At 63.6% G+C, this 13551-nt stretch carries 13 protein-coding genes and 1 tRNA gene; 5 read left to right on the top strand and 9 right to left on the bottom strand.

The window, feature by feature from the left end; genetic code table 11:
- Positions 1-111: 111 nt before the first annotated feature.
- Complete coding sequence (locus GXH28_RS13375) at positions 112-297, top strand: hypothetical protein (RefSeq protein ID WP_169239533.1); 186 nt, start codon at positions 112-114, stop codon at positions 295-297.
- Positions 298-300: 3 nt separating this feature from the next.
- Here GXH28_RS13375 and GXH28_RS13370 read toward each other — a convergent pair whose 3' ends face one another.
- Entirely contained in the window at positions 301-1782 is a 1482-nt protein-coding gene (locus GXH28_RS13370; protein ID WP_169239532.1) for a serine hydrolase, read from the bottom strand.
- Between the two features lie 103 nt (positions 1783-1885).
- On the opposite strand from GXH28_RS13370, the gene GXH28_RS13365 reads away from it, so the two are divergent.
- Positions 1886-2206 (top strand): SCP2 sterol-binding domain-containing protein, encoded by a 321-nt coding sequence (locus GXH28_RS13365; RefSeq protein ID WP_169239531.1) that lies wholly within the window; start codon positions 1886-1888, stop codon positions 2204-2206.
- Between the two features lie 12 nt (positions 2207-2218).
- Positions 2219-3064: a nuclear transport factor 2 family protein gene (locus tag GXH28_RS13360; RefSeq protein ID WP_169239530.1), complete on the top strand. Its 846-nt coding sequence runs from the start codon at positions 2219-2221 to the stop codon at positions 3062-3064.
- A 5-nt stretch (positions 3065-3069) separates the two neighbouring features.
- Here the strand turns inward: GXH28_RS13360 and GXH28_RS13355 are convergent, their stop codons facing one another.
- The 3 genes from GXH28_RS13355 to GXH28_RS13345 all read right to left on the bottom strand — a co-directional run bounded on the left by GXH28_RS13355 (position 3070) and on the right by GXH28_RS13345 (position 5654).
- Complete coding sequence (locus GXH28_RS13355; protein ID WP_169239529.1) at positions 3070-4410, bottom strand: family 1 glycosylhydrolase; 1341 nt, start codon at positions 4408-4410, stop codon at positions 3070-3072.
- Between the two features lie 25 nt (positions 4411-4435).
- On the bottom strand, positions 4436-5521 hold the full coding sequence (locus GXH28_RS13350) for a lipid II:glycine glycyltransferase FemX (RefSeq protein ID WP_169239528.1): 1086 nt from the start codon (positions 5519-5521) through the stop codon (positions 4436-4438).
- 59 nt (positions 5522-5580) lie between these two features.
- Positions 5581-5654 (bottom strand) — tRNA-Pro (locus GXH28_RS13345).
- 213 nt (positions 5655-5867) lie between these two features.
- Here GXH28_RS13345 and GXH28_RS13340 point away from each other — a divergent pair.
- Entirely contained in the window at positions 5868-7319 is a 1452-nt protein-coding gene (locus GXH28_RS13340) for a class II fructose-bisphosphate aldolase (protein ID WP_240550399.1), read from the top strand.
- 66 nt (positions 7320-7385) lie between these two features.
- On the top strand, positions 7386-8513 hold the full coding sequence (locus GXH28_RS13335) for a glycosyltransferase (RefSeq protein WP_169239527.1): 1128 nt from the start codon (positions 7386-7388) through the stop codon (positions 8511-8513).
- A gap of 327 nt (positions 8514-8840) precedes the next feature.
- Here the strand turns inward: GXH28_RS13335 and GXH28_RS13330 are convergent, their stop codons facing one another.
- From GXH28_RS13330 to GXH28_RS13310, 5 genes are read right to left on the bottom strand one after another with little or no spacing between them, the layout of a single operon-like run.
- Complete coding sequence (locus GXH28_RS13330; RefSeq protein ID WP_169239526.1) at positions 8841-9545, bottom strand: methyltransferase domain-containing protein; 705 nt, start codon at positions 9543-9545, stop codon at positions 8841-8843.
- Positions 9542-10771, bottom strand: a complete 1230-nt coding sequence (locus GXH28_RS13325) for a glycosyltransferase family 4 protein (protein ID WP_169239525.1) — start codon at positions 10769-10771, stop codon at positions 9542-9544. Before GXH28_RS13325 ends, GXH28_RS13330 begins: the two co-directional genes overlap by 4 nt.
- A 28-nt stretch (positions 10772-10799) precedes the next feature.
- Entirely contained in the window at positions 10800-11780 is a 981-nt protein-coding gene (locus tag GXH28_RS13320) for a glycosyltransferase (protein WP_169239524.1), read from the bottom strand.
- A gap of 38 nt (positions 11781-11818) precedes the next feature.
- The gene (locus GXH28_RS13315; RefSeq protein WP_169239523.1) at positions 11819-12721 is read right to left on the bottom strand and encodes a glycosyltransferase family 2 protein; all 903 of its coding nucleotides are present in this window, start codon (positions 12719-12721) and stop codon (positions 11819-11821) included.
- Positions 12722-12735: 14 nt separating this feature from the next.
- Positions 12736-13536 (bottom strand): class I SAM-dependent methyltransferase, encoded by an 801-nt coding sequence (locus tag GXH28_RS13310; RefSeq protein ID WP_169239522.1) that lies wholly within the window; start codon positions 13534-13536, stop codon positions 12736-12738.
- Between the last annotated feature and the right edge of the window lie 15 nt (positions 13537-13551).

The raw sequence follows: 13551 nt of genomic DNA, 5'->3' as shown, positions 1-13551 counted from the left end.
CGAGCAGATATTGCATGCGTTAGCTGACGACGCCGACGCACTTCGCAGGCTGGTTGATTGGCGTTGGATCAAAGACAACGTCCAGGCCCTGTCCTTATTTAGCACGCCTTGATGTGGCAGTTGGTATTACAGCACGCCACGACTGAAATGGCCCGCTGGCTGCGCGATGACTACGAGCTAGATGCGCACGCGACCGGCATCCTGATGGGCCAGGCTGCCCGATATGACTTGGGCAACTTCTTCGACCCGGCCTACACCATGGTGTGCAAAGTTCCCCGCCGTTACCTACCGAAGTGAGGGTTATGGCGGCGGCGCGCCGGTCAGCGCAGGAGGTGCAGGCGGCATCTCCTCGTTAAAGAAGCCATACGCCAGACGTGCGATGTCGCTGATGATCGGCGACGTCTCTTTCCAATCGAGCTGGCCTGGGCCGTGCAACATCACGGCGACCACATACTCGCCTTTGGGCGAGCGCACCAGGGCGGCATCGCCGTGGTTGCGCGCGTCCCATGCCTGGCGGTGAAAGACGGTGGCGCTCCCGCTGCCGGCTGCGATCAAGCCCGAGGCGTTGTTCTTGGCGATCACGGTGAGCATCTCGTCGCATTTCGCCGCCGAGAACCTGCCGTCGAACGCGAGGAACATCCCGCCCGCGCCGTTGCGGCATTGCTCGATCATCTCCAAGAGCACGCCGACATCGGCGACGGTGGATTGCGCGTTCGGGTCTGGGTCGGCGTTGATGTCGCCGCGCGCGTTGGCCGGCGTCACGATGGTGGGCGGTGCCACGCCTTGGCCGAGCGGCTGCGCCAGGAAGGTGTTGCGCAGTCCCAGCTTTTGCAGTGTGGCGTTCACGCGGTCGGCGCCGAGCTGCGCGTCGCCGTTGCCCAATTCGCGCAAGACGTCGTTGATCTCTGCCGGGCCGCCGCCCGCCGAGACCCGCTCGAGCTTTTCGCGCAGCGTCGGTGCGATGGGCAGTGCATTTGCGCGGTAGGCTTCCAGGATCAATCCCAGCTTCAACCAGCCTGCGCCGGAGAAGGCAACGTCGCCGTTGATGGCCAGCTCCTCGCCGCTGACCAGGTCCTTGATGAAGACCCCGGCCAGATTGCCCGTACGCGCGGTGAGCGGACGAAGCCGCTCCAGCACGGCTGCTTCGAGCGACCGGACGCCTTTCATACCCAGCGGCATGACATCCACCGGCAGGTCCACCGTGCGCGCGGCGCCAGATTGCATTGCGGCCAGGATCGCCTGTGACGCTTCGGCCACGTTGAGCACGGTGCCGTCCTGGCCGGGCGTGACGGTGCCGGAGGCCAGGTCGGGCGCAGGGGGGCGAGGGTCGCGGTCGTAGCGCGTGGCCAGTTCGGCCAAAACCCCTTGAAGCTGCGGCTCGGAATACTGGTAGGGCAGCGGAATGCGCGCCGGGTGATCGTTCCGGCGCAAGATGAATGCCGGCAGCTTATCCAGCCCTTGCTGGCCGGCGATGACTGCTTCGAGTTGCAACCGCGCAACCGGCTCGTTCAGCCGAAAGCCGATCGCCGCCGGCTCAAGCTCGATGCGCTGGTCGAGATAACGCAGCGTCACCGGCTGTCGCAAGGCGCGTGTGACAGCGCCGATCGCCTCGTCCACCGTGAGTCCGCTCACGTCCAGGTCGCCCAACCGCGTCTCCGGCGGCAGCCGATCGCGCGAGCTGATAAACATGATCACGTTGGCGACCAAGATGGCGAAGATGAGGATGGCCGAGACGACGGCGGCGTTCTCCAGCGTGCTACGGTTCAGGAAGCGTCGTCCCATGAGCAGTTGTAGGCGAAAGTGCGGCGCGGTATACTCACCCAAGTTGCCCGCTGGCGAACCAACGGGGATCGCATATGCTCTGATACATCACACGGAGTGAACCATGACGCTGATCGAGGCGCTGCAGACCATGGCGGCAAACTTCAACCCTGCGTTGGCCAAAGGCGTAAATGCGGTGATTCAATTGAACGCGACCGGCGACGGTGGCGGCAATTATGCATTGGCCATCGCAGACGGCAAATTTGACGTGAAAGAGGGCGTGGCCGAACAGCCCACCGTCACCATCAATGTGGCGGCGCAGGACTGGATTGATATCATCGGCGGTCGGCTTGACCCGACCAAGGCGTTTATGAGCGGCAAGCTGCGCATTGCCGGCGACCTCGGTCTGATGATGCGCTTCCAGCGCATGTTCATGACCGGCTGATCGAGAGGCCGAATGGCTGAAGATTTCCCTTTCGATGCCCTGGCTTGCGCCTGGCAATCCGGCGAGCCGGAGCAGGTCGCAAGCCTCTGCCATCCTAACGCCACATGGATTGTGGACGGCCGGCCATATCACGGCCGCGCCGAGATCAGCGCCTGGCTGCGCAGCATCGGCGTCATGCCACATCGCGCCCGCATTCTGATCCGCCGGGCGTTTCGTGACTTGCGCGAGCCGGCATGGTGGGCGGCTGAATGGGCGCTGCGCACTGCGGCGGACGATGGCTGCTGGCGCGAAGTGGAACAGGGCGTGATGCTGTGCTTCAGCGCCGGGCAGATCACTCATCTGCGCATCCACAACGACCACCGCAGCGTTCGCAAGGTGGCAGCCGATGCGCCCCTGCGCGACGAGGCCTGGCCTGCGTTCATCCCACCGCGGACGCGCGACATGACCTATGACGAAATCCTGGCCGTGCATTACCGACATGTGCGGCAGGGCTGGGCGCGCGGCGATGCAGAAACCGTGATTAGTTGTCATGCGCCTGAAAGCTTAATCCAAACGTCGTTCGAGGTGGTGCGCGGTCATGACCAGTTGCGTCGCGCCGTGCGCGCCTACGCCGAGAACTATGCCGACACGGTCATCACCGTGCATCGCGTCGTGTATAGCGGCGATTATCTTGCGATTCACCAGACCTGGAGCTGCACCAATCGCAAAACCGGTGTGCGTGCCGACGATCAAGACCTCAACATCGGCGTGATGCAGGATGGCCGATTTTGGCGCTGGCGCGAATACTACGACAGCACCCAATCCGCCCAAACGCTGGAGCAGACCGTATTCGGCGTGAAGCGTGCGGATGAGAACTGACGCGCTCAGCGATACAACGTTTGGAACAACTGCGGCGTATATTCGCGCACGATCGCGCTGGTGATCGCGCCGGCCTGAATGATGTCGCGGTAGAGCAGGGCGCTGCGCCGGAACTGGCGCGCTTGGGTGTGGGTGTCCATCGCGACGAGGCCGAACTTCATCCGCCAACCCTCGCCCCATTCGAAGTTATCCACAAAACTCCAGTGATAGTAGCCGCGCACGTCGTAACACATCTGGATCGCCTGCCAAGTGGTATGCAGATGTTGTACGAGGAAGGCCGGCCGCAGATCGTCGTCGTGGTCGGGCAGTCCGTTCTCGGTGATGTAGATCGGCAGCTTGTAGCGGCTGAGCTGCCGGGCGAAGATCAAGATGCCCTCGGGGTATATCTCGCCAAAGTTGAAATCGGTCATCGCCACGTCTTGTGGGTAGAGGAGCAGCTCGCTGTAGAACGTCTCGCGTTTGGTGGGATCGAATGCGACGCGGTGGCGGGTGTAGTAGTTCAGACCGATCCAGTCGAGCGTGCCGCGCAGTTTGCGCGCGCTCACCGGTGCACCGCGTGCGAGGATCCGTTGCCAACGACCCTTCGCCAGCGCTTCCAGGATGCTCTGATTGAACATGCTATTGAGCGCCCGCGCGATGATGCCATCGAGCAAGTGGCCGGGACGCAAAGGCTGGAAGTAACGCATATGGTGCGCCAAGCCGACGCGGGCCAGCGTTTGTTTCTCGTGCAGGGTCTCGTAGGCGACGGCGTGGGCGATGAGCATGTTGCGCAGCACCTGAGCGGCTAGCCTGGCGTCTTGCAGTCCGGGCGGCATGCGCCCGCCGGACAGGTAGCCCATGGTGGCATAGACGTTCGGCTCGTTGATCGTGCACCACAGGTCGCACAGGTCGCCCAACGCATGCACCACTTTCTCGGTAAATCGTCGGAAGAGCGGGACGATGACATCGGCATCTTCCCAGGCGCGGCGCTCCTCCAGCCAGCATGGGTTCGTGAAGTGGTGGAGCGTGACCATTGGCTCGATGCCGCGCTGGCGCAGGGCAAGCAACATGGCGCGATAACGGTCGAGGGCGGCTGAATCGAATCGGCCCTCCCGGGGTTCGATGCGGCTCCATTCAACAGACAAGCGGTGTGCATTGAGGCCGAGTGCGACCATCCGGTCGAAATCTGCCTCGGCGTTGTTCCACCAATCGCAGGCGATGCCGGATCGATCGCCGTTCATGATGCGCTTGTGCGTCTGCTCCCATTGCCACCATTGGTTGTTCGTGTTGTTGCCTTCCACTTGGTGGGCGGCGGTCGCAGTGCCCCATTTGAAGTTGGGGGGGAAGTGCAGGGTGAACTCGGACACAGCGCGCAAACCAGCGAGGGCGTGACTATGCAGCTAAGCCGGTGGACTTGCGTAGCGCGCGGGCGCGGTTGAACAGCCACCAACGCAGCGGAGAAAGCACGCATACCCATGCGCCAACGTGCCTGACCACCTGCCCGCCGAAACCGCGCTTGAAGCGATACACCCCCCATAGCCCGTCGTTGCGTTTCTCGAAGTTAGCTTCAAGTGTGGCCTCGTCTTCATCGGGCACGCCCCACAGATCGTAGGTCTTACAGCCTCGCTGGCGCGCCCAGAGCATCGCTTCCCACTGCAGCAGATACGTGGGCATAAGCTCGCGATGGTGGTTGGTGCTGGCGCCGTAGAGGTAGGTGGCGCGCTCGCCCAGCGCCGTCACAATCAAAGCGGCCAGTGGCTCGTGCTGATACTCGGCGATGAGCAGCCGGGCGGGCGTATCCGCGCCGCGCGTGAACAAGTCGAGGAAATCGCGATAGTAAGACGCCGGATGAATGGCAAACGCGTCGCGCACCGCCGTCGCGCGCATCATGGCGTAGAACAGCTCGGCATCATCCACGTTGCCGACGCGCACCGTCACGCCGCGCCGCTTGGCCAGCCCGATGTTGTAGCGCGTCTTCGGCTTCATGGCCGTCAGGATGTCCACATCTTCATCAACGTCCAGATTGACCCAGATGGTGCGGCGCGGCTGCACGCTGAAATCCACCGGCTTCAGTTTCAAACACTGGAGCAGGTGACGATCCGACGGCGTGTCGAGTAAATCTGGTTCGAGTACGACGGCGAAGGCGCCGTGATGGCGCGCCAGCCGACAGAGGGTGCGTATGGCAGCCTCCGCACATCTTTCATCGTCCCAATTCACCACCGGCCCGCGCGGAATGTAGATGATTCTGCCCAAGCCGCCAGGCAGCGCGCGCATCAGCGCCAACGCTACGCCGACCAGCCTGTTGTGGGCGCCGAGCACGCTGGCGTACAAGACACGCCATCCGTGCGCAGCCTTAAGCTGGCCCCACGCCTGAGTCTGTAGAATGTGACCGCGGGGATGTCGCGAGACGAAGTTGTCCCACTCGGAAGCGGGAATTTCGCGCGGTCGGGCGCGCTGTGGAACCTGGCGAGATCGCATTCTATGAGCGCGTACGAAGCGGGCGAAGCACCTTTGCAGGGGTGCTTCGCCCTGCGCAGTCGGGGAATCGGGATTTGAACCCGAGACCTCTGCGACCCGAACGCAGCGCGCTACCAGGCTGCGCCATTCCCCGTATGCGCGAGCGATTATACACGCGCGTGAGTGGTCCCACCGATGCCGCGTCCATGCGAATCGCGCGTGTGATAGTGGCTCGTGCGATGTCCCGCTGCGCTGAAAGGATATACTTACGCGGGTTTATTTTTGTGGATCGTTCGCGTCATGCAAATCTCATGTGTGACGGCCGCTTGGGGTGGCCGTCTATTCCCTCATTTAAGGAGAGTGCTGAATGTCCAACACCTTGCGTGAATTGCTTCGTTCGGCCGGCGATGTGGTTGAGGTTGTCACGCGGCAGGCGACGTCATCCGACCCATTTACTCGCGTGGGTGAGATGAGCGTACAGGTGCGCGATCAGGATGGCCTGTGTAGCCGCGGGATTGATGTGCTAGTGAACGCAGCGGTGTTCGGCACACCCGAACAGCAAGCCGCCGCTCGTTGGTTGATCTGGGAGATCGGGCAGGCCGTGGGTATCCGGCCAGCGTCCATCCACGAGCTATACGTGGCGCGTGGTCGCGATGCGCTCGGCCACACCTTCACCACGCCGGCCATGAACATCCGCATGATGGCTTACGACACGGCGCGCGCAGCCTTCCGCGCCGCAGTTGAAAAGCAAGTCGGAGCGCTCATCTTTGAGATCGCCCGCAGTGAGATGACCTATACCGAACAGCGCCCGGCGGAATACACCACGGTGATGATCGCCGCGGCCATCAAGGAGGGCTTCCGAGGGCCTTTGTTCATCCAAGGCGATCACTTTCAGGTGAACGCGAAAAAGTACAAAGCGGATGCTGATGCCGAGTTGTCGGCCCTGCGCAAGCTGATTGATGAGGCGATGGCTGCCGGCTTCTACAACATAGACATTGACACCTCAACGCTGGTGGACCTGAGTAAGCCCACCCTGGATGAGCAGCAGCATCTGAATTATGAGCTATGCGCGTTGTTTAGCGATTACATCCGTCAGCGCCAACCGGCCGGCGTGATTGTTTCGCTGGGCGGTGAGATCGGCGAAGTCGGCCAGAAGAACAGCGACGTTCACGAGCTGCGCGCTTTCATGAGCGGCTATCTGCGCCTCATCAAGCATACGCCCGGCATCAGCAAGATCTCCATCCAGACCGGCACAACCCACGGCGGGGTGGTGCTGCCCGATGGCTCGATCGCCGATGTGAACATTGACTTCGACACGCTGCGCGAACTCTCTACTGCGGCGCGGGAGGAATACGGCATGGGCGGCGCCGTGCAACACGGCGCAAGCACGCTGCCCGAGGAGGCCTTCGGCAAGTTTGTGCAGGCCGGTGCGATCGAAGTGCACCTGGCCACTGCCTTCCAACAAATCGCTTACGCGCACTTGCCGAAGTCGCTCAATGAGATGATCACCCATTGGCTCTTCAAGAATGCGGCCGACGAGCGCAAGCCGGGCGATACTGATGAGCAATTTCTCTACAAGACGCGCAAAAAGGCGACCGGCCCGTTCAAGAAAGAGCTCTGGTCATTGCCCGAAAGCGATCGCGCGCGGGTGCGCGATGCGTTGTATGAGCGCTTCCGCATGCTCTTCAACCGACTGGGGGTGGAGCACACCAAAGGGATAGTGGAGAGCTTTGTGACGATGCGCGAGATTCACAAGCGTCCCGAGGACTTCGGCGCACCGAAGGCAATGGTTGAGGACGTGCGCGGCTTGGCGGATTGAGCGTCGGGATGGGCATCCACGCGATAGCGGCGCGGGGATGCCCTCAATTTTTGCATCGGAGGTCGCATGGCGCGGAGGCGAGTGCTTTTCCTGACCAGCCCGGTGGGCCCGTTGGGTTCAGGCGAGGGCGGCGGCGTAGAGACCAATCTGATGAACCTGACGCCTATTTTGGCCCGGCGCGGCCACACCGTGGCGATCGCCGCGCCAGCCGGCAGCGTTCAACCCGCGCCTGAGGTGTTCGTGTATCAAGTCGAGGGGAAACCCCCGCCCTACGCCACTACGGCGCGACGCGATGCCCCCGTCATCTGTCAGCCCGATGGGGTGTTGGAGCGTATGTGGGAGCTGGCTATGCGCGTCCAGGATCAGTACGATGTCATCATCGGCATCAACTACGACTGGCTCGCCTATTACCTCACGCCCTTCTTCAAGACGCCGGTGGGGCACATCATCAGCATCGTCTCCACCATAGACGCCGTGGACGCCATCATCCGTGAGCGTTTCTATGAATACCCCAATCACTTCGCGGTGAACACGTGCGCCCAGGCGTCCACCTTCCCGTTCATTGACCCCTGCCGCATGATGTCGCTGTACGGCGGCGTGGACCTCGCGCGGTACTCACTGAACCTCGCCCCGCAGGACCGCATCTGCTGGGTGGCGCGCATCTCGCCGGAGAAGGGCCTCGAGGATGCCTTCGCTGTGGCCCAGCGTCTGCGCATCCCGCTTGATGTGTGCGGCAAGATGCAACACCCGGAATACTGGGAGGCGTGCGTGGCGCGTTACCCGGATGTGGACGTGACCTATCACGGCTTCCTCAATCAGGATGCCTTGCATCGCGTGGTGCGCAACGCCAAAGCGCTGTTGATGACGCCGCACTGGATCGAGGCATTCGGTAACACGTGCATCGAGGCAATGGCCGGCGGCACCCCTGTCATTGCCTACAACGCCGGTGGGCCGTCCGAGCTGGTGCAGGATGGGGTAAGCGGCTTCCTCGTCCCGCCGCGCGATGTAGATGCCCTGGTCGAGGCAGTGCGCCGCGTGGACCGGCTCGACCGTCGCCTCGTCCGTAAACGTGCCGAGAAGTTCTCACTGGAACGCTTCGCAGACCGCTACGAACGCTTCATCGAGCACGTCATCTGCGGCGACCCGCAAGCCCTCCTGGAGTGGGAGCTGCAAGCCTCCCATCCCTTGGACTGAGGGGAAACGCAGCACGTCATGTGTCCCGCATGAGATGCGCGGTCGGCTCACGCCCATCCACGTCTCGGGGCAGGACGGCAGGACGCTCGCGTAACACCGCTGCACGTGTTTGTCCTGGGCAGTTACGGATTGCGACGAGGGTTCGCCGGCCGGGCTGGCAGCCGGGGGACGGATTGAGCGTAGTCGCCGTGGGCTATGGCACTGCGCCGAAAACGGGCCAACCAAACGCTGAGGTGCGCGTGTCGCTCCGTCGGCGGGTTTCACACGCCGGCCTTTGATCTGCTGGTCGCGCCGTAGCGGGTGCCTCGGCGATACGCAGTGTGATAGTTACCCTGGAACCAGCTCCATGAAAAATCGGTTGCTGTAGGGCTGTGGTTGGTCCGACAGGTGCAAAGGGGTCAGTATGGCCCGGCTGCGCCAGTGCCACAGGAGGGCTTCCCCCCGCGCTCGCCAGCCCTGCCGGGCGCGGCCGCGCATGGCTGCTGTGAAGTGGCGCGCCTCGCGCCGATAGTCGCCGGCAAACAACAGCCGCGATTCTGTCGCCCCGCTGCGCGCGATCAACATCTGCACCTCATCCCAATCCGGCAAGCCATAGGCGATGTGCTCGCTCAGGTAGGGATGCGGACGACCGATGAGCTGCGTATGCAGTGCGTTCAGGCGGGCTTCACTCTCGGCATGGCCAGGGCTGCCGAACGGCGCAGCCAGGATGACGGCGCGTCGGGCCACGCGCAGGCAATCTTGCACAAACCCTAGCCGCCGCTCGCGCGGCAGATGCTCCAACGTATCTATCGCGGTCACGACATCAAACGACGCCGGCGCAAACGGCAGGCAGTCGCCGCCATACTGCACATCGCCGCTGCCATCTACATTCACGCTCACCACCGGACAGGCAACAAATCGAGAGAGCAATCCCACGCGGCCGCCGACATCCAGAACGCGCCTGATCTCCCCGCCGTGCGAAGCGATCATCTGCGCCACAACCTGATGACGCTCGTAAAGATCATACGGCAGGAACCAATGCGCCGGCCTCATGCGCCCTTACCTTCCACCCATACGTTGAATAATGCGCGATAGCGGGGCACCACGACCTGCCAGTCATACAGCCGACGCGCCTTAGCCTGGCCTGCGCGACCCAGCGCCTGGCGCATCGTCGCCGAATTGCCGAGCGCGATCACCGCGCGCGCCAACGCTGCTGCATCCCCGTATTGCACCAGCAAGCCATCTTCACCATCGCTGATCACGCTTGCCGACGCGCCGGCCCGCGACCCGATCACCGGCTTGCCGGCTGCCCACGCCTCGACGATCACCATGCCGAACGACTCGCGCTCCGATAGATGAACAATCATATCGGCTGCGCAAAAGATGGCCGGCTTATCGCGCTCGTCAAAGTCCGGCAGGATCGTCACGCGCTGCGGATGCGGCAGCGCCTGCGCATGTTTCCGCAGCTCGGCCGCTTCGCCGGCGCCGGCCAGCAGCAAGCGCGCTTGCGGCAGCGCCTCCCAGATGGCCGGCATGGCTGCCAGCAGCACATCGGCGCGTTTGTACGCCGTCATGCGCCCGATCATGGCGATCACCAGCGCATCGTCCGTCCAGCCCTGCTGAAGGCGGAAAGCCCGGCCTGCGGCAGGGGAAGCAAATGCCTCCGTATCCACGCCGCCGCCGATGACGTGAAGGCGCGCGCCCGGACAGCGCGCGGCCAGGTAGTCCCGCTCGTAGTCGCTTAGCGCGACGTAGGCATGGGCCTGGCGAATCGCGCGATACATGCGTGGTAGGTCGTAGCTCCATGGATCGGCAGGATGCACCGTCCCGACCAAGACCACCGGCCGACCGCTGGCGCAGCCGGCAGCCAGCGCGTCGTACATGTGAATCATGGGGAACGAGGCGGCCACGATGACATCGGCCGGCTGATCGAGGATCGCGCGGCGCAACCCCGGCACGATTGGCCCAAAGTACAGCCCACGCACCCAATCCTGGCCGGGCAAACGCAGTTTGTGCGCTACGCGCGCCGCATTTAGCCGTAGCCATGTCAGCCGGTTGAACACATCAAATCGGCGCACCCGCACGCCGTTCAGCGTCACCTCGCCCACGGGCAAGCGGGGCTGACGGGAATCAATGAACAGCTCGCAGCGATGGGCCACCGTGGTGAACACCGTCACCGCATCCCCTTGCGCGCTCAGCCGTTCGGCCAGCGACTGCATCAACCACTGCACGCCGCCTTTGGAAGGGTGATACGCATGAGTGACAAACAATACCCGCATGGCGTGCTCTCTCCCACCGACACAGCCATCAGCGATGCGCACGCGCGACAGAGGCATAGACCTCTCGATGCGCCTGCATGAAGTGCGCCAGCCGGTCACGCACCGCCGTCTGCAATGCCTCGGCCGCAAAGCGCGCCGCCCCGCGCTCCAGCTCGGCCACCGCGCGCAAGATCGCTTCGGCCTCCACGGCCTCAATCACGAGGCCCAGCCCCTCGCGCTCGACCCATGCCGCCATCGGAATGACGCGGCTCACCAAAACCGGCTTGCCGGCCGCCAACGACTCGAGCAGCGAATGGGGATAAGCTTTGACCACATCCGGCCGCGTGGCCAGCACCACGCCGGCGCTCGCGCCGGCCAGCGCCGCATTCACGTCCACCCGTTCGTTCAGCACATGGACGCGCCCCTCTAGACCGCGCGCCCTGACCCGTTGCATCATCTCATCGAACAACACGCCGCGCCACAAGAAGATCAGGCGCAAGTCGGGGCGTCGCTGTGCGGCGTCCAGCAAAGCATCCACCCCCTTGCTGGTGAATTGCTCCACTGTCCAGGGCGCCGAGCCGGCCAGCAGGGTAGGCGGGGCGTCGGGCGGGAGCGGCGTGTGCGAAAACCGACTCGCGTCTATGGCCGGCTGAACCAAGCGCCCCTGAGCGATGCCCCATGCCTGTAGACGTTCGTAATCTGCCTCGCTCGACACGATGATCGTGCGGGCCAGCTTAGACAGCCGGCATGCCATATCACGATGACGTTCATCAAGGCCCCCGACCACCGTGTAGACGATTGGCCGTTTCAGAAAGCGCAGCGCCGGAAAGGGAAACGGATCGGGGTTGAACACGTGATGCAAGTCAACCGCTCGTTCGGCGCGCCAAAGTTCGGGCGCCTGATTCACCCCCCACAGCAGGCGCGGGATGCGCGTGCCGGGCGTGCGCGTCGGGTAGAAATGAATGACCTCCCCCGGCGCAATCTGTTGCAACAGTTGGACATCCTGCATCACCGCCTCGCAATCAGCCATTGCAGAAGGCGGAATGGTGACGTGATACAACGCGCGCATCAAGAGACCTTGCCCCGCGTCACACGCGCATTCTGCCCGCCGAATCGCCCGCGCCAGCCGTCCAGGCAGCCTAACCCAATGGCGCGCGCATGCGCCAGATCGTCGCGCAGAGCGGCGAGCGCAGCAGCATACAGACTGTACGCCGTCCAGGCGGCAAATAGCCTCCAGCGCCCTTGCGGGTAGAACTTGCGGATGTACAGAAAGCGGTTTCTTATTACATAATAAACATGAACTTGATGTCGGATGAAGGCCGAGCGATCCACAGCATGGCGCACGACTGCCGAGCCATCCACGGCGCTGTGCCAGCCGCTTTGTCTTGCCCGTGCGCACAGGTCAGCCACTTCGCCGCCGAAGAAGTAATCCTCATCCAACAGCCCCACCGTGCGCAACACGTTGGCGCGGATCATCACACATGTGCCCGGCACGTAATCCACCAGCCGCACCTGGCCCGGCGGCGGCACATCCAACCGGTGAGATGCCAGATGCCGCGCGATGTCTTTGCCGCCGGCCGACAACACTCGTTGCGGGTCGGCAGCATCCACCAGCACCGGCCCGACGATGCCGATCTCTGCGCGATCGTTCAGCGTGCGCCGGAGTTGGCCGATGGCGTCTGCATTGGCCTGTGCGTCGTTGTTCAGCAACAGCACTGCCCCGCAACCGGCATCCAGCGCCTGTTGGAGCGCCAGGTTGTTGCCGCCGGCGAAGCCGCGATTCACCGCGCTGAAGATAACCTGTACACCGTCGCCCGAAACTTCGGCCAGCGCGCGCACATCTTCTGGTCGTGAGCCGTTGTCCACTATCCAGATGCGCTTGCCCGGCATATCCCACTGCTGGGCATTGCGCAGGCAAGCCAGGGTATCCCCGGCCTGGTTCCAGTTCAAGATGATGACGCCCAGGGTCATAGTGAAGGGATTATTCAGCCTGCAGCGCAGCAGTAGAAGCTAGACCCACGATCGCAGCGGCGCGGGTTGGCCGGCAACTCACGCAGCGCGCTGTCGAGGATGCGCCAGCCGGCCTCGGTCAGCCAGCGCCCCAGCGCGGCATGGGTGAAGCGGCTGCCGTGCTTCCAGCCGGGGGCCGGCGTCACAAAGTAGTTCGGATCATCCGTCTCCAGCGTGACCACGCTCTGCACCACGAGGAAGCGGCGCGCCACCGGCCGCAGGGCGCGGACGAACTCGGCCGGCTGCGCCAGATGATACAAGCCGCCGGTGCACAAGACCAGGTCATAGGCCCGTCCCGCGCGCGTCACATCCCACACGTCGCCCACTTCGAAGCGCAGCGCCGGCAGTTTCAGCAAGCGGGCCGCCGTCTGTGCGCGGCGAATCTCTTGCGGGTCAAGGTCCACGCCGGTGATGTGCGCATTGGGCCGCAGCGTGGCCAGCAAGCACGCATAGTAGCCATCGGCGCAGAACAAGTCCAGACACTCCGGCGCTGCGCTCGGCAGGTCGGCCAGACAACGCTGCAAGTACGCTTCGATCACCTGTTCTTTGGCGCCTTGATTGGCGACATGGGCCGGCGGCGCAGGTTTCAGGAACCGGCGCAGCGAGAAGCGTTCGCCCTTCTCGACGTAGCTAGGGTCGAGCCGGCGGCGCAAGGTGTTGAACAGGGCGCGCAGTTGATCGGCGCGGCGGGGAGGAAATTGGGTTTGCAGGCCAAAGCGCGAGAAGTCGTGATACCATGGTTGCAGCGCGCGCACTTCCGCATCGGGCGACGGCATCGCACGCGCGATTCT

The sequence above is a fragment of the Candidatus Roseilinea sp. NK_OTU-006 genome, from assembly GCF_012931985.1.
In the GTDB taxonomy this organism is placed as follows: Bacteria; Chloroflexota; Anaerolineae; order J036; family Brachytrichaceae; genus JAAFGM01.
Note: the sequence above shows the minus strand (reverse complement) of the source record. Positions and strands in the feature narration are given on the sequence as shown.

Excerpts from the sequence above, each read along its gene's own strand:
- GXH28_RS13350 (WP_169239528.1), bottom strand. The coding sequence starts at position 5,521 with ATGCGATCTCGCCAGGTTCCACAGCGCGCCCGACCGCGCGAAATTCCC.
- GXH28_RS13325 (WP_169239525.1), bottom strand. The coding sequence starts at position 10,771 with ATGCGGGTATTGTTTGTCACTCATGCGTATCACCCTTCCAAAGGCGGC.
- GXH28_RS13310 (WP_169239522.1), bottom strand. The coding sequence starts at position 13,536 with ATGCCGTCGCCCGATGCGGAAGTGCGCGCGCTGCAACCATGGTATCAC.
- GXH28_RS13365 (WP_169239531.1), top strand. The coding sequence starts at position 1,886 with ATGACGCTGATCGAGGCGCTGCAGACCATGGCGGCAAACTTCAACCCT.
- GXH28_RS13335 (WP_169239527.1), top strand. The coding sequence starts at position 7,386 with ATGGCGCGGAGGCGAGTGCTTTTCCTGACCAGCCCGGTGGGCCCGTTG.
- GXH28_RS13330 (WP_169239526.1), bottom strand. The coding sequence starts at position 9,545 with ATGAGGCCGGCGCATTGGTTCCTGCCGTATGATCTTTACGAGCGTCAT.
- GXH28_RS13320 (WP_169239524.1), bottom strand. The coding sequence starts at position 11,780 with ATGGCTGATTGCGAGGCGGTGATGCAGGATGTCCAACTGTTGCAACAG.
- GXH28_RS13315 (WP_169239523.1), bottom strand. The coding sequence starts at position 12,721 with ATGACCCTGGGCGTCATCATCTTGAACTGGAACCAGGCCGGGGATACC.
- GXH28_RS13340 (WP_240550399.1), top strand. The coding sequence starts at position 5,868 with ATGTCCAACACCTTGCGTGAATTGCTTCGTTCGGCCGGCGATGTGGTT.
- GXH28_RS13370 (WP_169239532.1), bottom strand. The coding sequence starts at position 1,782 with ATGGGACGACGCTTCCTGAACCGTAGCACGCTGGAGAACGCCGCCGTC.
- GXH28_RS13360 (WP_169239530.1), top strand. The coding sequence starts at position 2,219 with ATGGCTGAAGATTTCCCTTTCGATGCCCTGGCTTGCGCCTGGCAATCC.
- GXH28_RS13375 (WP_169239533.1), top strand. The coding sequence starts at position 112 with ATGTGGCAGTTGGTATTACAGCACGCCACGACTGAAATGGCCCGCTGG.